Annotated in this window: 18 protein-coding genes; 8 read left to right on the top strand and 10 right to left on the bottom strand. The window is 56.8% G+C overall.

Going from position 1 to position 23279, the window contains the following annotated elements; all coding sequences use genetic code 11:
* Positions 1-37: 37 nt before the first annotated feature.
* The 5 genes from ACQUWM_RS03710 to ACQUWM_RS03690 all read right to left on the bottom strand — a co-directional run bounded on the left by ACQUWM_RS03710 (position 38) and on the right by ACQUWM_RS03690 (position 7565).
* Positions 38-1618 carry an aldehyde dehydrogenase family protein gene (locus ACQUWM_RS03710; protein ID WP_428921211.1) on the bottom strand — a complete coding sequence of 527 codons (1581 nt, stop codon included), beginning with the start codon at positions 1616-1618 and terminating at the stop codon, positions 38-40.
* Entirely contained in the window at positions 1615-3234 is a 1620-nt protein-coding gene (locus ACQUWM_RS03705) for a GMC oxidoreductase (protein ID WP_428921210.1), read from the bottom strand. The genes ACQUWM_RS03710 and ACQUWM_RS03705 overlap by 4 nt, the downstream gene beginning before the upstream one ends.
* 111 nt (positions 3235-3345) lie before the next feature.
* Positions 3346-4317, bottom strand: coding sequence for an alpha/beta hydrolase (locus ACQUWM_RS03700; protein WP_428921209.1), 972 nt, complete (start codon positions 4315-4317; stop codon positions 3346-3348).
* Between the two features lie 9 nt (positions 4318-4326).
* Positions 4327-5964, bottom strand: coding sequence for a 3-(methylthio)propionyl-CoA ligase (locus tag ACQUWM_RS03695; protein ID WP_428921208.1), 1638 nt, complete (start codon positions 5962-5964; stop codon positions 4327-4329).
* A gap of 98 nt (positions 5965-6062) precedes the next feature.
* The gene (locus ACQUWM_RS03690) at positions 6063-7565 is read right to left on the bottom strand and encodes a flavin-containing monooxygenase (protein WP_428921207.1); all 1503 of its coding nucleotides are present in this window, start codon (positions 7563-7565) and stop codon (positions 6063-6065) included.
* A gap of 143 nt (positions 7566-7708) precedes the next feature.
* Between ACQUWM_RS03690 and ACQUWM_RS03685 the strand changes: the two genes are divergently transcribed.
* The 4 genes from ACQUWM_RS03685 to ACQUWM_RS03670 all read left to right on the top strand — a co-directional run bounded on the left by ACQUWM_RS03685 (position 7709) and on the right by ACQUWM_RS03670 (position 14546).
* On the top strand, positions 7709-8749 hold the full coding sequence (locus tag ACQUWM_RS03685) for an AraC family transcriptional regulator (RefSeq protein ID WP_428921206.1): 1041 nt from the start codon (positions 7709-7711) through the stop codon (positions 8747-8749).
* 194 nt (positions 8750-8943) lie between these two features.
* The gene (locus ACQUWM_RS03680; RefSeq protein WP_428921205.1) at positions 8944-10305 is read left to right on the top strand and encodes an NAD(P)/FAD-dependent oxidoreductase; all 1362 of its coding nucleotides are present in this window, start codon (positions 8944-8946) and stop codon (positions 10303-10305) included.
* A gap of 94 nt (positions 10306-10399) precedes the next feature.
* Positions 10400-11488 carry an efflux RND transporter periplasmic adaptor subunit gene (locus tag ACQUWM_RS03675; protein ID WP_428921204.1) on the top strand — a complete coding sequence of 363 codons (1089 nt, stop codon included), beginning with the start codon at positions 10400-10402 and terminating at the stop codon, positions 11486-11488.
* Between the two features lie 4 nt (positions 11489-11492).
* The gene (locus tag ACQUWM_RS03670; RefSeq protein WP_428921203.1) at positions 11493-14546 is read left to right on the top strand and encodes an efflux RND transporter permease subunit; all 3054 of its coding nucleotides are present in this window, start codon (positions 11493-11495) and stop codon (positions 14544-14546) included.
* Between the two features lie 19 nt (positions 14547-14565).
* Here the strand turns inward: ACQUWM_RS03670 and ACQUWM_RS03665 are convergent, their stop codons facing one another.
* The 3 genes from ACQUWM_RS03665 to ACQUWM_RS03655 are packed head-to-tail and all read right to left on the bottom strand — an operon-like array spanning position 14566 to position 17505.
* On the bottom strand, positions 14566-15303 hold the full coding sequence (locus ACQUWM_RS03665) for a hypothetical protein (RefSeq protein WP_428921202.1): 738 nt from the start codon (positions 15301-15303) through the stop codon (positions 14566-14568).
* A 19-nt stretch (positions 15304-15322) separates the two neighbouring features.
* Positions 15323-15997: a c-type cytochrome gene (locus ACQUWM_RS03660; RefSeq protein ID WP_406984620.1), complete on the bottom strand. Its 675-nt coding sequence runs from the start codon at positions 15995-15997 to the stop codon at positions 15323-15325.
* Complete coding sequence (locus ACQUWM_RS03655) at positions 15997-17505, bottom strand: flavin monoamine oxidase family protein (RefSeq protein ID WP_406984621.1); 1509 nt, start codon at positions 17503-17505, stop codon at positions 15997-15999. The genes ACQUWM_RS03660 and ACQUWM_RS03655 overlap by 1 nt, the downstream gene beginning before the upstream one ends.
* A 242-nt stretch (positions 17506-17747) precedes the next feature.
* On the opposite strand from ACQUWM_RS03655, the gene ACQUWM_RS03650 reads away from it, so the two are divergent.
* The 4 genes from ACQUWM_RS03650 to ACQUWM_RS03635 are packed head-to-tail and all read left to right on the top strand — an operon-like array spanning position 17748 to position 21573.
* On the top strand, positions 17748-19241 hold the full coding sequence (locus tag ACQUWM_RS03650) for a flavin monoamine oxidase family protein (protein WP_406984622.1): 1494 nt from the start codon (positions 17748-17750) through the stop codon (positions 19239-19241).
* The gene (locus ACQUWM_RS03645; RefSeq protein WP_406984623.1) at positions 19238-19894 is read left to right on the top strand and encodes a c-type cytochrome; all 657 of its coding nucleotides are present in this window, start codon (positions 19238-19240) and stop codon (positions 19892-19894) included. The genes ACQUWM_RS03650 and ACQUWM_RS03645 overlap by 4 nt, the downstream gene beginning before the upstream one ends.
* Before the next feature lie 37 nt (positions 19895-19931).
* Positions 19932-20612: a hypothetical protein gene (locus tag ACQUWM_RS03640; protein WP_406984624.1), complete on the top strand. Its 681-nt coding sequence runs from the start codon at positions 19932-19934 to the stop codon at positions 20610-20612.
* On the top strand, positions 20584-21573 hold the full coding sequence (locus ACQUWM_RS03635) for a methyl-accepting chemotaxis protein (protein WP_428921201.1): 990 nt from the start codon (positions 20584-20586) through the stop codon (positions 21571-21573). Before ACQUWM_RS03640 ends, ACQUWM_RS03635 begins: the two co-directional genes overlap by 29 nt.
* Positions 21574-21589: 16 nt before the next feature.
* Here the strand turns inward: ACQUWM_RS03635 and ACQUWM_RS03630 are convergent, their stop codons facing one another.
* Positions 21590-22147: a TetR/AcrR family transcriptional regulator gene (locus ACQUWM_RS03630; RefSeq protein WP_428921425.1), complete on the bottom strand. Its 558-nt coding sequence runs from the start codon at positions 22145-22147 to the stop codon at positions 21590-21592.
* A 255-nt stretch (positions 22148-22402) separates the two neighbouring features.
* The gene (locus ACQUWM_RS03625; RefSeq protein ID WP_406984626.1) at positions 22403-23089 is read right to left on the bottom strand and encodes a TetR/AcrR family transcriptional regulator; all 687 of its coding nucleotides are present in this window, start codon (positions 23087-23089) and stop codon (positions 22403-22405) included.
* Positions 23090-23279: the final 190 nt, after the last annotated feature.

Genomic DNA, 23279 nt, shown 5'->3' with positions numbered 1-23279 from the left:
TTGGAACCCGTCATTCAATTATTGGGTTGGGTGAGGGCTAGAAATACATTTTCCGAATCATAGTGGGGAGTACCCGGACGACAGACTTCAAAAAGTCCATGGTCGATTTCGGTGCAACCAGGTGCAAGGCTTGACGAATAGCGTCATAGCTCTCCCGGTCTTGCGGATACCACCACAGGTTTCGTTTGGCTCTGAGCCAGTCCCAATTGACGACTTTAGTTTTAGTCATTTCTTTCAGGCCTTCAGGTCCGTGCGTACGACCGATGCCTGATTCGCCAGGGCCTCCCCAAGGCACGTCGGACATGGCATGGGTGTAAAGGTGATCGTTGATGGCAACGACGCCGCCCTTGACCCGGTCAGCCAGTGCCTTTCCGTGACGTGTGTTCCTTGTCCAGATTGAGGCCGTTAATGCCATCGGAGAGTCGTTCGCCAGTTCAATGGCTTCGTCTTCGGTGCGAAAGGGCATGACCGGCATTATGGGGCCGAAGGTTTCTTCCCGCATCAGGGTCATCGAGTGGTTGACGCCGGTCACCAAGGTGGCGGGATGGAAATGGCCCTCGCCATGCTCCGGCCCTTTTGACTGAGCGACGATGGTTGCGCCGGAATCCACAGCTTCGGCCAACTGTTTTTCAACGGTGAGACGTTGATTAGCGGTGGTCATCGAACCAACATCCACGGAACACTCGTCGTTTGGTACTCCGTGCCGGAGGATCTTGGTTCGTTCCGCCAGTAACGTCACGAAACGATCGTAGACCGATTCGTCCACGTAGATTCTCTCCACGCCGCCGCACGACTGTCCAGCGTTCTGGTAGCCGGCCCAGGCCGCCCCATTGGCGGCGCGCTCCAAGTCTGCGTCCTTTAGCACGATCATTGGGTCTTTGCCGCCGAGTTCCAGGGACACTGGAGTCAACGTCTCTGCTGCCTGCGCCATGAGTTGCTTGCCGGTGGGTACGGAGCCGGTGAAGAACAGTTTGTCGATGCCGTGCTGGAACATCGCGGTCGATACCTTTCCGCCGGAGCCGATAATATGGCTGAACAAACCGTCTGGTAGTTCGCCTGCAGCGATGATGTCTTCAATGGCTTCACCTACCAATGGGGTCGCAGCCGCGACCTTGAGCACGATCGCGTTGCCGGCCATCAGCCCCATCAGAATCTCTCCAAAGGGAATGGATAGAGGATAATTCCAGGGACTTATGATGCCCACTACCCCCAATGGCTCGTAGCGAACCTCTGAACGTTTCCCAATCCAGAGCAGGCTTGATGGGCCGCGACGTTCTGGTGCGAGCACCTTCGCCGCGTGTTTACCGTACCAGTCGCACGCCAGTTGGCAGGGCAGAACCTCGGTAATGAGGGCGTCCATACGGGTTTTTCCGTTACTGTCACTGATAAGGCGAGCCAGATCACCGGCATGGTCACGGATGTAATTCCGCATCTTGACCAGGTGGGTGCGACGTTGGGCAAAACTTTGTTTCGCCCAAACCTTTTGGGCTTGTCTCGCCTGCCGGAAGATTGAGGCGTATTGATCTTCCGGGGTTTGGAGTGCTTCCCCGAGAACGTCGCCTGTTGCAGGATTGACTGCGGTTACGGTTTTCGCGTTGGGGGTAACAAATTGATTCATGTGGTAGCTTCCTTCATTGCCTCATCCCGGGGAGGGATAAAACTCATTGCGCGTTCAGCCAGTGCGGTAATGGTCAGGCTGGGGTTTACCCCCAGGTTGGCGCCAAGCATGGCGCCATCGACCACGTAGAGATTCTGGTAATTGAATACCCGGTTTTGAGCGTCGATGACCCCTTTATCCGGGCTTTCGGCCATAGCACAGCCGCCCATACAGTGCGCAGTAAACGGTACGTTGAAGAACACTTCGGTTGCAGTGGTAAATGGAATGCCATTGAAATGCGCGGCCATCTTCTTGGTGAACTCGTTGGCCTGGGGGATATTTGTCGGGATTTTTTTCCCCTCACTGCAAAGGATCCTGGAGAAAGGCCAATACCAGCGACGCTTGAACCGCATGTTCAGGGATGCGTCGAGAGTCTGCATCACCAGGAATATCAGGGACTGGCGAGCCCAGTTGGCAGGGCTTACCGCTCGGGCAAAAGTGACCGGATGGCGAAGCATGGCCCAGAACCATTTCAGGATTCTCAGGGGGCCTTTGCCGTCGACCATCAGCGTCATCAACGAGGCCATCATGTTGTGGCCGTTGCCGTAGCGTGTCGCTTCAATATGGGTGTGCTCGTCGATGTGGATGCCAGAGCCGATGGCTACGCCTTCACTGATGTTGATGTCTTTGCCCGGAAAGCGGATGCCCACAATCGATTCGGCGTTGGTGCGCACCCGATTGCCCAGGTCATCGGAAATGTTGGGCAGGGAGCCGGTCTGCTTGAGTTTGAACAGCAGTTCCTGAGTGCCCAGGGAGGAGGCCGAGAAAACAACGCTTTTCACTCGGAAGGTTTGACGTTGCTTGTGAACCCAGGCAGTAGAACGTTCGGTGGTGACTTCATAGCCGGCGGAACCGTCGGTTTTACCGTCGAGCGGGTGGACATCGACCACACGGGTTTCTGCATAGACTTTTGCGCCATTCTTCTCGGCAAAGTAGAGGTAGTTTTTATCCAACGTGTTTTTCGCGTTGTACTTGCAGCCGGTCATGCAGCTGCCGCAGCCGGTACAGGTTCCCCGGTCCGGGCCTTCACCGCCGAAGTAGGGGTCGGGGTAGGTTTTGCCACCTTCCTCACCCTCCGGTGGAAAGAAGGCCGCGACGCGAGTCGGTTTGTAGGTGTGGCCAACGCCCTGGAGTTCTGCCATCTCCTTTAGCAGGTTGTCAGCCGTGCCAAAGATCCGGTTTTCAGTGACACCGAGCATACGTTCGGCTTCCGTATAGTGAGCGGGCATCTCCTTCTTCCAGTCAGACAGCCCGGCCCAGGAGCCTTCATCCCAGACAGAGTCCGGTGGTACCAGAAGGGTGTTGGCGTAGGTGATCGAGCCGCCGCCGACAGCATTGCCGCATATGATCGCAACATGGCGGAAGGGGCGCAGGTTGAAGAAGCCCCTCAGACCAATCTTCGGGCGCCAATAGTAGCGATTTACCTTGGTGTTGGATTCAGGGAAGTCTTCAGCGCGCCAGCGCTTACCCATTTCCATAACGGCAACGGAATAGCCCTTCTGGGTCAGGCGATGGGCAGAAACACTCCCGCCGAAGCCGGAGCCGATGATCAAGTAATCGAAGTCGTAATTGGTCATGTTACCTCTTCCTGTTGCGGGACCGTTTGCAGGGTCCGTGCAGTTTGTTGTTGTGGGATTAGGACTTGGGGAACTGTTACGCGCCGGAAACCCTATGCCTTGGGCACCCGGCTAATGAGTCCAGTCAGTGTGTTGCCCAACGAACTGGCAGATCCGCTGCGCTGCGGTTTTTGCCTGCGGTAACGCGTCAATCGTCTGGAAGACGTGTGGCAGCTTTTCCCAAATTTCCAATTGGACTGGCACCTTGGCGTCACGGGCCTTGCTCGCAGCCCTAACGGAGTCATCAAGCAGCATTTCGGTACTGCCAACCTGGAAGAGCATCGGCGGGAGCCCCTCAAAGTCACCCAGCAATGGCGAGACCCGCGGATCCGAGTGCAGCTCTGCTGGTGCGTAGTGGCTACGAACGCCAATGGCGAATGCCGACGTGAAGATCGGGTCCCGTTGGGCGTTGGTCAGTGCACTCCGACCGCTCAAGGTGAAATCCAGAAAAGGCGAGAGCAAAACGGCACACGCCGGACGAGCAAGCTGCTCTGCCTTGAGACGCAACAAGGTGCTCAATACGAGGTTACCGCCGGCGGAGTCGCCGGCGATCACAATGTCCTTGGGTGCGAAGCCCTGTTCGAGCAGCCACTTGTAAGCGGTGAAACTGTCATCGCTGGCCGCTGGGAATGGGTGCTCCGGCGCTAGCCGGTAGTCCACCATAAGAGCCCTGGCACCCAGGGCTTCGCACCAGGGTGCCAGCATCGTTGCGTGCACATTTGGAGAGGAGGCGACGAAAGCGCCGCCGTGAAGGTACAACACAACTCGGTTGTCTTGATGGTTGTCGGGTACCAGCCACTCACCGGATACACCATCTGCATTGGCCTTCAGTCGATTGAGGCCGGGCAGCTGCTTCGGCGCCTGTCGGTCCAGTTTGGTGACCTGGTCCCGAACCGAGCTCACGTTCACTTCCAGTCCATGCCGCCACTTGACTGACACGCGAAGCAGCAGGTTGAGGAGCGAATACTTCCAATGCCCCTTCGTAGGTCCGAAAACCTGGGTAATGGCGGCGATGTTGGCGGAATCATGCAGGTAATTGTTCATGCTGCGTCCTCATTGCCCGGAGGCCGTGGTGTCTGGCCAGCGGTAGTCGGTGAGCATTTTGCGCAGCGTGATCTTGCTAACCTTGCCGGTGGCGGTGTGAGGGATTTCGTCCACGTACACCACATCATCTGGAATGCAGAACTTGGCCACTTTGTCTTGATACTGGGCGATAATCTCTTCCGTGCTAACGTCCTGGTCGTCTTTTTTGACCACGACCAGCAGTGGTCGTTCATCCCATTTTTCGTGGGCCATGCCCAACGCTGCCGCTTCGGCGACCGCCGGATGGCTCATGGCAATGTTTTCCAGCTCAATGGAACTGATCCATTCGCCGCCGGATTTGATGACGTCTTTCGAGCGATCCGTGATTTGAAGGTACCCATCCATATCCAGGTTGGCCACGTCGCCGGTGGGGAACCAGCCGTCTACCAACGGGCTGTCTTCCTTGTTGTAGTACTGGTCGATGACCCAATGGCCCCGTACAAGAAGGTCCCCGGAAGTCTTCCCGTCGCGGGGAAGTTCGTTGCCATGGTCGTCGACAATCTTGAGGTCAATCCCAAAGGGTGGGCGCCCTTGCTTGATCTCTAGCTCGAACCGTTCTTCTTCATTCAGCGTCCGATGCTTGGCTTTCGGAGTGTTCACGGTGCCCAGTGGGGACAGTTCGGTCATTCCCCAGGCGTGCTGAATCTTGACGTTATACTCCTGCTTGAAACTCCGCATCAGTGCGGGCGGGCAGGCAGAACCGCCGACAATCATGCGGTTGACGCTGGAAAGCTTCTGGTTGGAACTGCGTAGGTGTTGAAGTACGCCGAGCCAGACCGTCGGCACGCCGGCGGAGAAGGTCACACCTTCTTTTTCAAACAGTTCGTAGAGAGTCTCGCCGTCCATACCGTCGCAAGGAAGAACGAGTTTGGCGCCCGCCAATGGAGCGGAATAGGGGAGTCCCCACGCATTAACGTGGAACATGGGGACAACAGGTAACACCACATCCTGGCCGGATAGGTTCATTGCATCCGGCATTGAACTGGTCAAAGCGTGAAGAAGAGTAGATCGGTGCGAGTAGAGCACGCCTTTGGGATTACCGGTGGTGCCGGAGGTGTAGCACAGAGATGAGGCAGTGTTCTCATCAAGCCGGGGCCAAGTGAATTCCTTTGGCTCGATCGCAATCAGGTCTTCGTAACAGAGCAGGTTCGGAACGTCGACATCCGGCATGTGATCTGGGTCGGTCATGGCAACCCAGTACTTGACGCTCGGGCATTGGGGCGCAATGGATTCCACCAGGGAGGCGAAGCTGGTGTCGAAGCAAAGCACCTGGTCTTGTGCGTCGTTTATGATCCAGCTGACCTGCTCCGGGAACAGGCGGGGGTTTATGGTGTGCGTGATGGCACCCATCCCGGAAATGGCATAATAAAGCTCAAAGTGCCGGTGGTTGTTCCAGGCCAGGGTGGCAACCCGGCTGCCAAGATCAACGTCGAGTTTCTTAAGTGCATTCGCGCCTTGCTTGGCGCGCTTGTGGGCCTCTGCATAGGTGTAGCGATGAATGTCGCCTTCGACCGTACGTGAAACAATCTCTGTGCTGCCATGAAAGCGCTCTGCATGTTCCATGATGGACGACACAATCAGAGGCTGACTCATCATTTTGCCTTGCATAACGTAACTCTCTTTTTGTAGGAAGTGTTGTTGTTTGGTCGGGAAAGCCGCGGCCACTGGTTGCCAGAGCTTTCCCTTATTTTCGTTGGTGTGCCGGCTCAGGCTGCATTTCGCCTGTTTGGGGCCGGCTTGGCTTTGCGCCTGTTGGCGGATGTAAAGATCAATCGGTCATCTTCGATGGCATCTTCCAGTAGCATCTTCTTGTCAGCCCGGTAGTTCATGAGGATTTGCCAGGGATACTTTCTGCCCTGCCGGGGCAGACGATGTTTTCCCCGTTGAATGTAGCCGGCACTCAGCGAGTCCAGGATGCCTTCATCCAGTCGGCTCTGGTCGATATCCCGTGGAACGACCACGTCCAGTTCACGCCGCTTCATGAACTTGAAGAGTCGGCAGAGGTAGTCCGCGGCCAGATCCAGCTTGAGGGTCCACGAAGAGTTGGTGTAGCCGAATATCCACGCCAGGTTCGGCATCTTTTCCACCAGCACCCCTTTGTAGGCCATCTTGTCGCCCAGGACTTCGGGTTCGCCGTCAACAGACAGCTCCATACCGCCAAACATCTGGAGGTTGAGCCCTGTTGCGGTGATGATGATGTCGGCGTCCAGGGTCTTACCGGATTTCAGCACGATGCCAGCGTCGGTGAAGCGGTCGATGTGATCTGTTTCGATGGACGCAGTGCCAGACCTTAGCGCTTTGAACAAGTCTGCGTCAGGTACGGCGCACAGGCGTTCATCCCATGGCATGTAGCTGGGAGAAAAGTGCTTCATGTCGACGTTGGGACCCACATGTTTGCGCACATGGGATAGCAGGAAGCGACGCATCAGCTTAGGCCAGCGTCGGCATGAAACGTACACAGCCCGTTGCATCACGATGTTTCTTTTGCGTGCCAGACTGAAGGCCCAGCGGGATGGCATAACTCGCTGAAGCACCGCCGTGATCCGGTCGACTGACGGGATTGAATACACGTAGGAAGGCGACCGCTGTAGCATGGTGACATGGCTGGCCGTTTCGGCCATCGAAGGGACCAGGGTGACCGCAGTTGCTCCGCTTCCTATCACCACGACTTTCTTACCACTGTAGTCCAGGTCTTCAGGCCAATGCTGCGGGTGGATGATGGTGCCTTTAAAGTCGCCTTCACCGGGAAACTTGGGGCGAAACCCGTCATCGTGATTGTAGTAACCCGTACAGCACACCAGAAAATCGCAAGTGTACTCCTTGGTACAACCGCTGGATTCATGCAGGGCAGTGACATGCCAGCGATGATCTTCGCTGGACCAGTCTGCGTGGGTGGTTTTCAGGCCGTACTGGATCTTGTCCTTGATGCCATATTGGTCTGCTGTCTTGTCGATGTATTCACGAATCGAGCCGCCATCGGCCAATATTTTGAGTCCGGTCCACGGGCGAAAGTTGTAACCAAAGGTCAACATGTCGGAATCTGAGCGTATGCCAGGGTATCGGAAAAGGTCCCAGGTTCCTCCAATGCGCTCACGGCGCTCCAGGATAGCAATGCTCTTGTCAGGGCATTGGTCTGCAAAATGACTGGCAGTTCCAACTCCGGAAAGACCTGCGCCGATTATTATTACGTTGTAATGCTGCTTACTCATGTGCGCTCCACGTTCATCGAGAACCGGTGATAGAGAGGCTGGATATTGAGTAATTTATGTGTATTCCCGACTAAGTTATTGTCAATATCGGACACATGTTTAACAATATCGGACACGACCACGATGAAACTATTGAGGATGTAATGGGTAGCCTGATTCAAGCGACCAATTTATGGGGGTACGATGAGCTGGTGCGGGAACTGGGCGGCGATCCGAACCGGTTTCTGGCTCGTTTTCACATTCCGTCAGCTCCGGAAAGACCGGACGATTCCTTTGTTCTTTACCGGAGCGGTGTTCTGTTGCTCGAAGCCACGGCGGCGCAATTGGAATGTCCGGATTTCGGGCTGCGGCTTGCCCAGTGGCAAGGTCTGGAGATGTTGGGGCCGGTTGCCGTCATCGCACGAAACTCTGGTTCTGTTATGGAAGCGTTTGAGGCGATTGCCCGCTACCTGTACATCCACTGTCCTGCGCTGTTGCTGCGCCTGCAGCCTTCCGGAACCGGGGACTGGGTTCAATTCGATTACCGGATTACGGAGTTGTCGCCGCCACAATTACGCCAGTCCTATGAACTGAGTCTCGCCAATGCGATGCAAATCCTTCGAATGCTTGCAGGGGAGAATGCCAGGCCGGACATGGTGTCCTTTTTTCACGGCCAGGTGGGATCGGACGAAAGCTATGCGGAATCGTTTGGCTGCGAAGTACGGTTCAATCAGGATTGGTGTGGATGGCGGATTTCGGCAAAGCTGGCACGCCAGCCCATCGACCATGCCGACTCCCAGGCCTTGCACTATGCAACCAGATACCTCGAATCGCACTATGCGCCCGGTAGCACTGCACTTTCGGCACGGGTGACCGAGTTGATAGGTCGGCTCCTGCCCACCGGGCTTTGCAGCGCCGACACGGTTGCTGCCGAACTGGCCATTCATCCCCGAACCCTGCAGCGCCACCTGGCGGAAGAAGGGTATCGATATGAAGAGCTGCTGGATCAGGAGCGACGGCAGCTTGCTATTCGTTACCTTGGCGAGCCTGGTCTGCATATGGTCCAGATAGCCGGGCTTCTGGGTTACACCGAACAAAGCACCCTGAGCCGATCCTGCCGGCGTTGGTTCGGAACAACCCCAAAAAAATACCGAGAGCAGTTGCAGTCGTCTCTCCCATCCGGCGCTAATGGCCCCGCGATCTGATGATGTTGTGTCGAGAATTTCCTTTCCCAATTAAACATAACGAACGTTGTGTTAAAGTGGAAGCCTTGCTACGATTAGACAGATCGTAACTGGCCCCACGGATTGCCCGTGAGGCCGCCAACATCATTAATCGCCGGTTGACAGCCAGCCTGACACAAACCAAGGCGATTGCCTGATTTCTGCTTGAGGCTGCTATGGCTACTGATCTGCACAAAAACGTCGACGTTGCCCTGAATAAATTCCGTCCCCATGGCGGTTGGCTGGAGAAGCCAACGGATCTTCAACCGCCGCTTGAAGATGAAATCAACGCCGACGTGGTTATTGTCGGTGCCGGCTACGCCGGGCTTTCCACCGCTCTGGAACTGGCGGAGGAGGGTGCCAAAGTGGTCGTGCTGGAGCGCGATTTTGCCGGCTTCGGTGCGAGTGGGCGTAACGCAGGATATCTTGCTGGCAGCATGGGGATCGAATTCGAATTCTTTCTCAACCGAGTCGGTCGGGAGAAGGCCAGGGAGATTGTCCGTTTCTACGATGAAGGCGTTGCCTATGTGGAGGGTCGGCTCGACAAACTGGGAATAGACTGTGATTACAATGCCTCCGGCATTATTCGCGCGGCTGTTCACGCCTCCCAGGAGAAGAGATTGCGAAGGAGCATGGAGCTTGGCCTTGAACTGGGTTCGCAGACAGAGTTCCTGGATCAAACGGAGATGCGTGCTCGCGGGATACCACCGGCGTTTCTGTTTGGCTGCTACCAGAAACACGGCGGCACACTGGACCCCGGCAAGTATGTGCTGGGCCTCAGGCGTGCGGCGTTAAAGGCTGGTGTAAAACTCTACGAGCAGACTCCGCTGGTTTCCTACACTGAGGGTCCGGTGGTCACCTGTGAAACCGAACGGGGCCGGGTACGCGCACCGCACCTGGTATTGGCGACCAATGCCTATACACCTCAGCTTGGTCTGCTGCGGAACAAGGTGGCGCCAATGCGGGTTTCGGCGATCGAAACCGAACGGTTGACCGCTTCGCAACTTGCGTCCCTGGGGTGGCAGGGGCGAGAGGGCATTGTGACGCCTCATTTCACCATGGAAAGTCATCGCCTGACCGCCCGTAATACATTGGTTATTACGACCAAACGACTGAATTATGTGTATGGCTCAAAGACGCCAAACGTCCCGGACAATACCGCTTATCGGGAACTCGCAGTAGCACTGAACGATCGCTTTCCAACCCTGAACGGCCTCGGAATCCAGGCCTGCTGGAGCGGTTATGTCAGCCTTGCCTACGATGCCTTGCCGGTGGTGGGCGAGACCGGCGCCAACCAGAACATTCTCTACACCGCCGGGTGCTCCGGGCATGGCGTTGCTACCCAATCCCTTATGGGAAAGCTGCTTAGTGAGCGAATTGGTGGTTCCGAGAATCCGCTGCTTTCGGCACTACGGCATAAGTCACCTACGACGCTGCCTGAGCCGCTGCAGTGGTGTGCACTCAAATTCGCTCTAGGTGCAGCCAACCGGATTGATGGCTACATTAACCGTAACGTGCGTAGAAAAAAACGTGGTTAGAACGACGGCTGCATATCGTCATGAGCACCCGATACCGGAGCCAATGACAACGAGATTGATCGGATAGCGGCAAATTTTTTATTTGGAGGCCGTAATGGAATCTATTCGTAATCGCTTCAGGACGTTTTCGCTCTGGTTAACGCTCACATTGGTGGTCACTGCTTGTGGCGAGCAGGAGCAAAAAACACCGGAACCTGTCTCTCGGCCGGTTAAGCTTTTCACCGTGGGTGAAACGGCCAGCCCCCGGACGTTGAGGTTTCCCGGTAGTGTTTCTGCAGTCCAACAATCGGAAATGGCATTTGAAGTCTCCGGGCGCATCATTGAAATGCCAGTCACCGAAGGTGATCGGGTAGAGGCCGGTACGGTACTGGCCAGGCTCGATCCGCGGGATTACGAATCCGAACGTGATCGGGCCCGCGCCGAGCGCAATGCCGCCCGGGCCGACTTCAATCGTTATGACAAAGCCTACCAGGCAGATGCGGTAACGGCGCAGCAGCTGGATATGGCCAGGCGCGCCCTGGAGGTGGCAGAGGCGGGGCTCCAGAGGGCCAATAAAGCTGTTGAAGACACAGTTATGCAGGCTCCGTTCAGTGGGCGTGTTGCCCGCAAGCTGGTGGAGGACTTTGCCAATGTGCAGGCCAAGCAACCGGTGATGATCCTGCAAAGTGACAACGCCCTGGAAATGAAGGTCAATATCCCTGAAGCCGACTGGGTGGGCCATAAGCCCGTCACATCTGCTGCGGAGATCGAACAGGACGCCGACATCAGGGTTGTGCTCAGTTCACTTCCGGACAGGGCTATTCCGGCGCGAATTACGGCCTTTTCCACCTCTGCCGACCCGATCACCCGTACCTTCGAAGTTACGGTTGGTTTCGAGCCGCCGAAAGACCTCTCGGTGAGTCCCGGGATGACCGGCCATGTCGCCTATACCCCTGCGCCGGAAGCGGCGCCGGCTGGCCTGTCGATTCCTGCCCAGGCCGTTGTCGCAGCCCCTGATAAATCCCCCTATGTCTGGCTGTTCGATTCAGCAGCCGGCACGGTGACAAAGCGCGCTGTTGAGGTGGGCGAACTGACAGGTGACAGCATCCAGGTGATCTCCGGGCTTGAGACTGGCGATCGCATTGCGGTGTCGGGTGTGCATACGATGTCCGAGGGTTTTCCTGTACACGCATTGGAGGATTGAGATCATGGATATTGCCTCCATCGCCATCCGCAAGCGGGTTGTTACCCTGGTGCTCACGGTCGTGATGCTCGGTGCGGGCCTGTTGACCTACAGCGGGATGAGCCGCCTTGAAGACCCGGAATTCACGATCAAGGACGCCCTGGTCATAACACCATACAGCGGTGCGTCAGCAACGGAAGTGGAACAGGAAGTCAGTGAACGGCTGGAAAAAGTCGTGCAGCAACTCGGGGAACTGGAGCGCGTCAAGTCAAAGTCCGAGCGGGGGCTGTCGACGCTGACGGTGACCATCAAGGAGAGCTACGATAAGGAAACCTTACCCCAAGTCTGGAACAAGCTGCGGCAGAAAATAAACGATGTCCAGCGGGACTTGCCACCGGGCGCCGGCCCATCCATCGTTCTAGATGACTATGGCGATGTCTACAGCGTGTTCATGGTCGTTACCGGTGATGGCTACAGTTATGCCGAACTCAAGGAGTACGTGGATTCACTGCAGCGAGAACTCCTGCTGGTGCAGGACGTTGGCAAGATTACCACCTTCGGTGAACGGCAGGAGGCCATCTTCGTCGAGTTCAACCGGGACCGCATGTCTCAGTTGGGCATTTCACCGACCGCAATCATCGAGGAGCTGCGCCAGAAGGGGATAGCGGCAGATGCCGGCCGCGCGCGTGTCGGGTCGGAATTCGTCACCCTGACCCCATCCGGCGGTCTCGACTCGGTATCGGATTTCGAGTCATTGCTGATCCACGGCGGCGAGGGCCGGCAACTGTATCTGCGTGATATTGCCAACGTTCGACGCGGCTACGTTGAGCCCCAGGATGCCAAGATACGATTTGACGGTCGACCCGGTATTGGCCTGGGTATTTCCACCGTCTCGGGTGGCAACGTCGTGACGATGGGTGAAGCCGTGCAGGCCCGACTGGCGGAGCTGGAAGGCCAGCGCCCGGTGGGCATGGAGCTGGGTGTTGTTTCCCTGCAATCGGAAGCGGTGACCGAGGCGATCTCCGGGTTTGTCACCAGCCTGTTGCAGGCGGTTGCCATTGTGATTGTAGTGTTGCTGCTCTTCATGGGCTTGCGCAGCGGCCTGTTGATCGGCTTTGTGCTGGTATTGACGATTGCCGGATCCTTTCTGTTTCTCGATCCGATGGGGGTGGCGTTGGAACGTATCTCCCTCGGTGCCCTGATTATTGCGCTCGGCATGCTGGTGGATAACGCCATTGTGGTGGTCGATGGCGTGCTCATTCGTATGCAGAAGGGGAAAACCGCCGAGCAGGCGGCCTCGGAGGTGGTCAGGCAGTCTGCCTGGCCGCTGTTGGCGGCCACTCTGATCGCGATACTGGCGTTTGCTGCAATCGGCACCTCGAACGACGCTACCGGGGAATATTGCCGTTCGCTGTTCCAGGTGGTGATGGTGTCGCTTCTGTTGAGTTGGCTAACCGCGGTTACGGTGACGCCCCTGCTGTGCGTTATGTTCCTGAAGCCCCCCAAAGACAACCAGTCGAATTCTGACCCCTATGGCGGCGGATTTTACCGGCGCTACAGGGATTTCCTGCGTACCTGTATCCGCCACCGTTATTTGAGTTCGGCAACGGTGGTCGGCGTGTTTGCCGTCGCGGTGTGGGGATTCTCCTTTGTTGAGCAGAGTTTTTTCCCGAGTTCGACGCGTCCCCAGTTCATGGTGGATTACTGGCTGCCTCAGGGGGCGCACATCGATGCGACGAGCGTTGATGCGAAGCAGGTCGAACAGATGCTGCTGGAAACGGAGGGCGTCACACATGTGACCACGACGGTTGGGGAGGGGGCGCCACGATTCCTGCTGACCTACCAGCCGCAGCAGCCAAACAGCGCCTACGCGCAGTTCCTGGTCAATGTGGACGATTACCGGATTATTGACGAGCTGATACCGGAAATCGAAACCGAGCTTGCCGACCGATTTCCGGATGCGCTCGTCTACGCCAATCCATTCGAGCTGGGCACGGGAACCATTGGCAAGGTCCAGGCACGGCTGAGTGGCCCCGACGCGAACGAATTGCGGAGGCTGGCCGGTGAAGTGGAAGAGATCTATCGGAGAGATGCTGACACCAAGGGCGTTCGCACCGATTGGCGACAACGGGTAAAACTAGTACGAGCCAACCTTGCCCAGGAACAGGCTAACCTGAACGGCATCACCCGAGCGATGGTGGCGGAGGCGATGCAGGAAGGTTTTCAGGGCGTGAATGCCGGTGTTTACCGGGAAGGGGACTTGCTTCTTCCCATCATCGTCCGCGCCGACCAGGTCGCACGTAACGATATCGACAGCCTGTCAAACCTCCAGATCTGGAGCCCGGCCGCGCAGAAGATGATTCCATTGCGTCAGGTCGTGCGATCGTTCGAAACTGTCTTCGAGGATGAAATGATTCACCGCCGCGATCGCAAGCGCACCATCACCGTGTTCGCTGATCCCAGCGAGGGTAGTGCAAGCGAGCTCTTTGCCAGACTGCGCCCCCAGGTTGAGGCCCTGTCTCTTCCTCCTGGCTACACGCTGGAATGGGGCGGTGAGTACGAAGATTCCCGCAAAGCTGAAGCGGGCCTTGCGGCAACGATCCCTGTGTTCATCTTCGCAATGATTCTGATCACCATCCTGATGTTTAACTCATTGCGCCAGACGCTCGTCATCTGGCTGTGTGTACCCCTGGCGGTGGTTGGGGTTACGGCGGGTCTCTTGATCACAGGGCAGCCCTTCGGTTTCATGGCCCTGCTGGGGTTCCTCAGCCTGATGGGTATGCTGATCAAGAATGCCATTGTGCTTGTTGAAGAGATTAACCTGGAAAGCGGCGAAGGTAAGCCATTGAATGCGGCCATTGTGGATTCCGGAGTCAGTCGCCTGCGGCCGGTGGCCATGGCTGCACTCACCACGGCGTTGGGCATGATTCCGTTGGTGTTCGATGCCTTCTTCGTCTCTATGGCGATCACCATCATTGGCGGGCTGTTGTTTGCCACAGTCCTGACCATGGTAGTGCTGCCAGTGCTTTACGCCTTGATCTACCGGGCGGAGGCTGAGGACTCCTCCGCCGGCACCTGAATGTTCTGAGGGAACGGGGTTAGCGGCTTGAGAGGCTAGCCCCCGAAGCTCCCATCCTGAGTTCCGGACGACGCAGCAACTTCAGGCCGAACAGGATCATCCACAACGGGAATAGCAACACGACAATAATCAGCATTCCGTTGGTGAGATTGCCAAGAGCCGGGAAAAAGCCGAACACGAAGAACAGTCCGAAACACCAGCCGACGATCTTCAGCGGAACGAGGACGGACGCCCCCCAACCAGCTTGTTTCAGCTGTCTGCCTACGATAATTCCCCAGAACAACACGACCGGACCTTCACACCACCACAGCCCCCTCTGACTGAAGTAGGCGACGGTTGCCCAAATCGACTCCGCAACCGCTTTGCCTGCTTCGTCAGCACCGTCGTGCAAAGTTCCCAAGGTGTGCAGTGCGGTTTGCAGGATGGCAGCACCGCTCACGCCCACGACGACATAAAGGAGAATGGCAAGCGCCGCCATATCACCGAAGGCTCCCGCTTCATCCCGAAAGCGGTGCCAAAGATAGCCGCCGATGACCAAAACCGGAAAATAGAAACCCAGCAGGTCGACAAACATGGACAAGCGGAAGAGTTCGCGCATTTCCGGCGGTAAGCCCAGCATCCTCGCGCCATCCAGGGTCAACGTGAAGTCGCCTTGGGTGACGATTCCCGCCAGGACAACGTTCAGGTAGGCGAAGATCCCACCGGCTATGGCGACCCAGGCTGTAAAGCGCTCCATTTTTTCTTGATTGGCATTCATATTTTTCTCCATCAGTGGTTTATTGGGTATTGCGACTTGTTGGGGACAGGTTCGACAGATAGTGGGCCGTGGCAAGAATGTCTTCCTCCGACAATGCGGCCGCCATGCCATTCATCACCTGGGTAGGATCCTTGCGGGTGCCGCGCTTAAACGCTGTCAGCTGATCGACCAGATAGATTTCACCCTGGCCCGCCAAGCGCGGGCCGCTTGAAGAGCCATTGAGCTGATCACCATGACAGGTTGTGCACCCGCTGTTGTCCACGATGTTCTGTCCCCGTTCCCCCAGGAAGGCATTGGCGCCGGGGGACTCGACAGTGACCGGTGCCTGACGCTCGAAGTACGCCGCCAGCATCTCGATCTGGTTGTCGGTCAGGCTCCTGGCCAGTGGTTGCATCTGGGGACTGTGTCGGCGACCGTTCGCATAGGCATTCAGCTGGTTCTCGATGTACGAAGCCGATAGCCCCGCCAGGGACGGGTACATAGCGTTTCCGGATTGCCCGTTCTGGCCATGGCACAGGGCGCAGGTATCCTGTAGTTGCGGCCATTCGCCGCCATTGGATTCGTATTCGGTGGTTTGCTGGTCGACTACCTTTAAAAAGTGGTACCCCGCCCACAGCTCCGGACCCACCACCGCGCCCAGGGCCACGCCGCCGGCTACGGCCAGGGTGGCGGCAATCTTGATGACTCGCTTCATCAGGTGTTCCTCCCGACTTGTGTGAGTGCCTGTAAAGCCTGGAACGCAGCCCGGTGACCGGAGCGGACCGCCCCGTCCATGGCACCTGGCCAGATGTCGGCCGTTTCCGTGCCGGACCAAATCAACCGACCGGTCGATGGACGCAAGAACCTGCCCCATTGGGTCCAGAAGCCTGGTGGAATCGGATGGATGCAGGTAAGGCTCCAGGAGTCGACCTTGCCCCAATCATGGTCGTGGAACTGGGTTGGGTGCCGGGCCTCCTCGCCCAGGGCCCGGGCATAGATATCCGTCAGCACGCTTTCCGCCTGTTTGGCGTCATGGGTTAGTTGCCCCGGTTTGATAAAGGCGTTGATGACACCGACGGACCCATCGGGCGGAGAGTTGTCATAGGACCAGATCACCGGCCCGTCGAGCTGAGCGATTTGACCATTCAGGCCCTTGTCTCGCCAGAACGGGCGAGGATAGACGTGGACGGTTTTTCGCATCGGCGCATGGGCCGGCCAATTTGCCTGTAGTTGTGCACGGCCCGAGGGGAGGGCGGGACTGTAGGTGAACTGGTTGCAAAGGGCCGGGTTGAGTGCAGTGATGACCTGACGGGCCCGGATAACGCCCTGAGCGGTATGCACCTCCACAATATCCTGGTCCCAGCCGATGATTTTCCGCACCGGGCAGGACAGTTTGAGTTTGTCACCCAGGTCTTCCGCCATTCTGGTGCAGAGAACCTGTGATCCCCCGACAAACCGCGTCTCTTGTGCGCCATCCTTGATCCCTTCGAGCTGCTCTATGCTGCAGTCGGAAGTGTTGATGATCGAGAGAAAGTGCAGGAGGCTGAGGCTGGCGGGTGAAGAGCCGAAAGTGAGGGTGGTGGACATGTTGAATCCGATCTTGTCTTCTTTGCTCACGCCTTGTTGTTGCAACCACTCTCCAACCGTCATGCTGTCCAGCTTGGTGGCATTTGGAGCGGTCCAGGGCGCGTCACCCGGTACCGAGCGCGCCATGTTGTTCAGCTTACTGGCGATGTGGTGGCTGACGCTGGCACCGCCGTTGCTAGACTCCTCTGCGTATCGGCCATCACCTGCCAGATAGACGGTTTTGCCCTGGTAGTACTGGTCGAAGGTGTCCACTTCCAGCTGGCGAGCCAGGTCCGCAATGGCTGTCTGTCCGGGACCGATCCACTGGCCACCGGCTTCAGAAACAATTCCGTTTCCCAATTCATGGTTGTAGGTACGGCCGCCCACCCGGTCCCGGGCTTCCAGAACCACAAAGGATTCGCAGCCGGCTCGCTGTAGATCCCTTGCCGATGTCAGGCCGGCCAGGCCTGCTCCGATGATTGCCACGTCCACTACATCCGTTTCGGCCGTTCTCAAAAGGTCCTCACCCAAGCGGGCAGTCGTTGCCGTTGCTCTTCCTGCCAGAGCAAGCCCGCCCGCGAGGGCGCCTCCACCCAAGGCCCGGACCAGAAAGCGCCGACGGGCTCTATGCGGCTGTTTATCGTTATCTGATTTCATAATCCACCCTTGTCGCGTTATCCATCCAAATTATAATTACGGATGTTATGTTAATATACATAACAATCGTTATTGAGCAAAGAGCAAGCGATCAGAGGTAAGGGCTTAACGCGGCGGATCGGCAAAGTCGGATACTGATTCCTTATTTTAAAATAAAAATAACGTGTGTTGCGTTAAATTGGAGGGCTTGCTAATCTCTGGTTTGACTCTGCAAACGAGGCACGACACTGAGGCACGCTAATATGGCTAAGAAAGTTTCCTCTGACATTTCGATCAACGCGCAACGCCGGCAATTGCTCAAGTTTGCCGGCGCATCGGCTGCCGCGGGAGGGTTCGGTTTAAGCGCCGGGCTAGCCAGGGCGGGCGCAACCCTTGCCCCTGATTCTTCCGACGGCGTATTGGACGTCGCCATCATTGGTGGCGGTCTGTCAGGACTGACGTCGGCGCGGGATCTTCAGCGCGCAGGCTGCGAATCCTTCGTGGTCCTGGAAGCCCGGGACCGGGTGGGCGGACGAACGCTCAACTACGACGTGGGCAACGGTGAAGTATCGGACGTGGGTGGGCAGTGGATCGGCCCGAGCCAGACGGCCGTGGCGGATCTCGCTCGCGAACTGGAGGTTGAAACCTTTCCGTCCTATTACGAAGGCAAGACCGTCATTCTGGGTGGTGAAGGGCAACTGGCGATCGATCTGGAGGGGACTTTTGGTACCGATCATGCGATAGCCGAGAAACTGAGCAAGCTCTCGCGGGATGTGCCTTCAGGAGCACCCTGGAAATCCCCAAGGGCGGAAGAGCTGGACAAGCTTTCAGTGGGTGATTGGCTGGCCAGGCAGGACATCAAAGTGGAGGATCGAGTGAGCTGGGACGGCAGTATAGCCCTCACCGGCGGCGCAATGCCTGCAAAGATGGGGTTCCTGCACTTTCTCTCCATGATTAACTCTGCAACGAGTGACTACTTCAAGCTGGACTCGATCAAGGACAGCGCCCAGGGCACCCGGTTCGTGGGGGGCGCCCAACTCCTCAGCATCAAGATGGCAGAAGAGCTGGGGGATAAGCTGCGCCTGTCCTGTCCTGTTCGGAGAATTTCCGACTGGGATGGCGATGTGGTCACCCTGCACACGGATCAGGGAACCATTCGCGCCCGGCAGGTGATCATGGCGCTGAGTCCGCCGTTGTGTCAGCAGATCGAGTTCAGCCCAGCTCTCCCCGAGAAAAGAGCAGCGCTTCAACGCGCGTGGCCCGCCCATTCCCCTGCGCGAAAGACCGCCATGGTCTATTCCCGCCCGTTCTGGCGCGAGCAGGGGCTTAACGGCCATATCTTTCAGGTCAACGGTCCCATCATCTGGGCCTATGACAACTCGCCGGCCAGTGGCGAAGTGGGGGTTATCAACGCCTTCGTATCCAACGCCAATTTGCCGTCCGATCACAACCAGGCGAAACACGCCCTGGCGGAAATCTATGCCCAGGCATGGGGCGACGAAGCCTTGCGCCCCGTGGCGTACCACGATCAGGACTGGGGGCAGGTGGACCCCTGGACCATCACCTGTATTTCCGCAATTCCGCCGGGATTCTGGACCACCCATGGCGAAGCTCTTAACCCTCCCAGCGGCAATCTTATCTGGTCCGGTACCGAGACCGCCGATATCTGGGCCGGTTATATGGATGGAGCGGTCCGCTCCGGTCACCAAAGCGCCCTTGAGGCACTGAATGCCCTGCGGTTGAGGAGGCATACATGAAGAAAAAAATCCTTATCGGTATTCCGGCGGTCCTAGCGCTGGCACTCGTGTTCTTCGGGCCCGAACTGGTGGATCTCATCCGGCTCCAGACCTATCTCACGGAGTCGCAGGAAGCCTACGAGGCCAATAAAGGCGAATGGCCCCACCTGACGGATGCCTGTGAAAGCTGCCATGGCCGTAACGGGAATTCGCTGCACCAGGGCTATCCCAGTCTGGCGGGACAACCAGAATCGTACCTCGCGACCCAGCTTCGCAATTTTGCCAGCGGTCAGCGGGACAACCCGAATATGGCCCCGCTCGCCATGACCATGAGTGAGGAGGAGATCCAGCTCTATGCGGAGTTCTTTTCCAGGCAGGTCGCCAAAGAAAACCAGTTCTTCGATGCGGATCCGCAGCTTCAGGAGCAGGGCAAACGGTTGGTTGAGTCGGGTGGTTGCGCTGGCTGCCACGGAACCAACCTGACCGGTCAGGGCGAGTTCCCGCTCCTGGCTGGCCAGGGGTATGACTATCTCCTGAAACAACTCGATGCGTTTGCCAGCGGTGAGCGTAAGGATGCCACCGGCGTAATGAACAGTATGGTTAGGAGCCTTTCATCGGATGAGCGCAAGGCCATTGCCAGCTACCTGGCAGGCCTTTCTCCAGCCACTAACTGATCCGACACGCGTTACCTACAAACAACCGGGAGTCATTATGGAAATCAAAATTGCCATCTTGTGTGTTGCTACCATTTTGCTATGGGCGACCACATTGATCTGGGGTATGAAGTTCCTCAGGAGAAGCAACTACTTGCTCGGTATAGAGTATCTTGTCGTTACAGTATCGACCACAAACCTGTTTATCTATCTTATGAGCGAGTCCCAACTCGCCTATGACATCTCGTTCTTCCTGGACGCTTTCTCAAGGGCTGCTGGCATTCCAATTATAGCCACCGCCGGCCTGATGGCGGTGACGCACAACTACAAGCCTTCCAAGACCGTCGATATCCTGTTTTTTGTTGGCGCTTTCGTGGGAACGGCTGCACTTCTGTCGATCGATGTGTTTGCCAAACCATTGCCTTATTTCTACCTGGTCATGTGGAGCTCATTCTCGATTTACCTCGTTTATTTCGGGTACAGGCTGATTCAGGTAGGGGAGTACCGTCATGCAGTGCATGTCGTTATTGCTATGTTGTGTGGGCAGGCTATTGCCACTATTTACGACTTTTTCAAAATACCGGGCGATGAGCAGCAGATCATTTTCCTGATCCTTGCGTTAACAACCTGGTCCTACCTGGTGGTAGTACTGTATTACGCTTTCTATGCCCTGAAACGTGCAACGATTTCCAGCGGGGGAGCCGATGTTAATGAAGCATTCGTCGAGAAAGCTGGCTAACGACATCGTCGGCTTTATCGAACAGCTCAAAAGGAATGGCGAAGAAGCAGACAGCGGCCATTTCCCGGGATTACGGCGGCATCCGGCGGTAGGCTCGTCCATTCGTCTATTTGTCGAAGAGGCGCGTCGCTCAGAGTCGATGCTCTGTTCGGAAGTGGATACTCTGGCCGCCCGCATCAGCGTTTTGGAGCGCCGGCATGCCGACGAGCTTTCCGACCGGGATGCGCGTATCAAGGAACTAGAAGAGCAAATACACACGGCATGGTTAGCGGTGGATGCCCATGAGCGGGAAGTCGGAGCGCTCAGGGCGGAGCAGCATGTATGGGGACTGATCCAGTCGGCGCTCACAGAAGGAGTGTGGGACTTCATTGTCAGTAATGGACGAATTGATGATCCGGACAGCAGGTTGATCATTACAGATGCCTTCCGGAATCTGCTTGGATACAGCCGGGAAGAATTGCCGGATGGCCTGGATAGCCAGGCCATGATTACTCACCCAGACGATCTGCCCAGGCTCATGGCGGCGCTTGAGAGTGAGCTCCTTTCGCCCTCCGGGTCTGGCGAGTATGTTGAAGAGTACCGAATGCAACATAAAACCGAGGGCTACTGTTGGTTCCGTGAGCGCGGCCGGGCAATTCGGGATGAGCGGGGGAATCTGGTTCGTATCATTGGTGCAGTCAGAAATATCGAAGATGAGCATTCGGCGAAGGCCGCTCACAGAAAACTGATGGATAACAGCCGGGATACGTACGGCAAAATATCCGAAGTGGTTGATTTGATCAGCAGCCTCGCCGCCCAAACCAATTTGTTGGCCCTCAATGCGGCTATTGAGGCTGCAAGAGCTGGATCTGCGGGCAGGGGATTCTCGGTGGTGGCTGACGAGGTGAAGACGTTGGCGGATCGAACCCACGAAGCGACCAACCGGATACAGGAGATGCTTGAGTCGCCAGCGGAAAACTGATCGTACCCGGGGTGGGTTACACGGCCGATCCGGGAGGTGGCGAGATCAGGGTGATCAGCGCATCCAGAAGCGCTTTTGCCCGGCTCTGCTCAAACCTTTCCGGTTCAATCGGATGCATCATCATCCAGCCATCGCTGATCGCACTTAGTTGGTCTGCCAGCAAGTCAGCTGGAATGTCACTCCGAATGACACCTTGCGCCTGCCCTTTTGCCAAGATTGCCGCCAAACCCTGGCGAAAGCGAAAGTAACGTTGTTGTATTACATTGGCAAACGCTGGTTCATGCCGGGCATGGGCCAGAAGTTGAAACACGGCGAGCCAGGTGTCTGTTTCGTTAAGGCTAGTCCAATCCAGCCACTGTTGGATGACGACCCTGACATCGACTGATCCCTCGCCGGAATCCAGCATCGTATCAAACTGATCGAACAGGCTTTGTGCGACCGCGGACACCATTTCTTCTTTGTTTGCAAAGTAGTATGTGACCGCCCCTGTTGTGCATCCGGCTTGCTTGGCCACTTTGCGCATGGAGGCTCCGGAATACCCCTCCTGGGCGATCACTGATATCGCCGCCGCCAGCAGTTCCGCCCGTTTTGCCTCACGATCTCCTACCGGGCGCCCCCGCCGTGTTGTTTTTGATTCATGGTCGTCATCGCTTCGACGAGGGCTGGTTGGTGAGGAAGTGTCTGGTTCGGAGTCGCTCATAAGAAGAGATGGCATAGATGATTGGATAACAGTGGATTTGAATTCTCACCTACATGTCAGGTGTTATCCAAAAGGATGCACTAAAGACGATTCCCCGTGCAAGTCCTTATTCTGCCGAGGTGAAACCGGCTATGTAGCAGCGTCAGGGGCTCGGGGCGGCGAGAGAAGGGTAATGGCGGCGTCCATAAGAGCCTGGCCCCGACCCGAATGGAATCTGTCAGGTTCGATCGGCATCAGCATCATCCATCCATCGCCCATGGCACTGAGTTGGTCGGCGAGCAGGTCGGGCGCTATATCGCTTCGTACAACGCCCTGGTTTTGTCCCTTCTCCAATACTGATGTAAGTGCTTGCCGGAATTTGGCGTATCGCCGTTGCACGATGTCTGCGAATGCGGGCTCGTGCCGGGCGTGGGCCAGTAATTGGGTGAGCGCAAGCCAAAGGTCCGTCTCATCAACCTGAGTCCAGTCCAGCCACTGCTGGATTAATCCCCTGACGTCGATCCGGTCCCGGTTAGCGTCCAGCAAACCATCGAATCTGTCGAACAGGCTTTGTGCAACAGCCGCGTCCATCTCTTCCTTGTTGGCGAAGTAGTAGGTGACTGCGCCTGTCGTACACCCGGCACGTTTCGCCACCTTGCGCATCGACGCTCCGGCGTAGCCTTCCTGTGCGGTCACAGCTATGGCAGCGGCCAACAATTCAGCACGCTTGGCTTCGCGGTCTCCGACTGGTCGTCCCCGTCGGCTTGTCGGTTTGGCTTTGCTGGATGCAATGGGACGACCATTGGTGGCGGAGGAGGGAGAATCTGAATGAGTCATAGGCTGGTGGCAGTTCCATAGTCAAATGTCGTTTCCATCGTTTCGCCCCATCTTAGCAGGTGGTCTGATTTAGGAAAACATGAGTTATTATAAATTCACCCTCACGTCATAAAATAATAATAACACCTGTTGTCATTAAGTGGCCTCCTTGATAAAGTCCTAACAGATGTTACGTAAATGTACCTATGGA

Source organism: Marinobacter sp. DUT-3 (assembly GCF_050379435.1).
GTDB lineage: Bacteria > Pseudomonadota > Gammaproteobacteria > Pseudomonadales > Oleiphilaceae > Marinobacter.
Note: the sequence above shows the minus strand (reverse complement) of the source record. Positions and strands in the feature narration are given on the sequence as shown.

Coding starts and splice junctions, on each gene's coding strand:
- ACQUWM_RS03710 (WP_428921211.1), bottom strand. CDS start 1,618: ATGAATCAATTTGTTACCCCCAACGCGAAAACCGTAACCGCAGTCAAT.
- ACQUWM_RS03705 (WP_428921210.1), bottom strand. CDS start 3,234: ATGACCAATTACGACTTCGATTACTTGATCATCGGCTCCGGCTTCGGC.
- ACQUWM_RS03700 (WP_428921209.1), bottom strand. CDS start 4,317: ATGAACAATTACCTGCATGATTCCGCCAACATCGCCGCCATTACCCAG.
- ACQUWM_RS03695 (WP_428921208.1), bottom strand. CDS start 5,964: ATGCAAGGCAAAATGATGAGTCAGCCTCTGATTGTGTCGTCCATCATG.
- ACQUWM_RS03690 (WP_428921207.1), bottom strand. CDS start 7,565: ATGAGTAAGCAGCATTACAACGTAATAATAATCGGCGCAGGTCTTTCC.
- ACQUWM_RS03685 (WP_428921206.1), top strand. CDS start 7,709: ATGGGTAGCCTGATTCAAGCGACCAATTTATGGGGGTACGATGAGCTG.
- ACQUWM_RS03680 (WP_428921205.1), top strand. CDS start 8,944: ATGGCTACTGATCTGCACAAAAACGTCGACGTTGCCCTGAATAAATTC.
- ACQUWM_RS03675 (WP_428921204.1), top strand. CDS start 10,400: ATGGAATCTATTCGTAATCGCTTCAGGACGTTTTCGCTCTGGTTAACG.
- ACQUWM_RS03670 (WP_428921203.1), top strand. CDS start 11,493: ATGGATATTGCCTCCATCGCCATCCGCAAGCGGGTTGTTACCCTGGTG.
- ACQUWM_RS03665 (WP_428921202.1), bottom strand. CDS start 15,303: ATGAATGCCAATCAAGAAAAAATGGAGCGCTTTACAGCCTGGGTCGCC.
- ACQUWM_RS03660 (WP_406984620.1), bottom strand. CDS start 15,997: ATGAAGCGAGTCATCAAGATTGCCGCCACCCTGGCCGTAGCCGGCGGC.
- ACQUWM_RS03655 (WP_406984621.1), bottom strand. CDS start 17,505: ATGAAATCAGATAACGATAAACAGCCGCATAGAGCCCGTCGGCGCTTT.
- ACQUWM_RS03650 (WP_406984622.1), top strand. CDS start 17,748: ATGGCTAAGAAAGTTTCCTCTGACATTTCGATCAACGCGCAACGCCGG.
- ACQUWM_RS03645 (WP_406984623.1), top strand. CDS start 19,238: ATGAAGAAAAAAATCCTTATCGGTATTCCGGCGGTCCTAGCGCTGGCA.
- ACQUWM_RS03640 (WP_406984624.1), top strand. CDS start 19,932: ATGGAAATCAAAATTGCCATCTTGTGTGTTGCTACCATTTTGCTATGG.
- ACQUWM_RS03635 (WP_428921201.1), top strand. CDS start 20,584: ATGAAGCATTCGTCGAGAAAGCTGGCTAACGACATCGTCGGCTTTATC.
- ACQUWM_RS03625 (WP_406984626.1), bottom strand. CDS start 23,089: ATGACTCATTCAGATTCTCCCTCCTCCGCCACCAATGGTCGTCCCATT.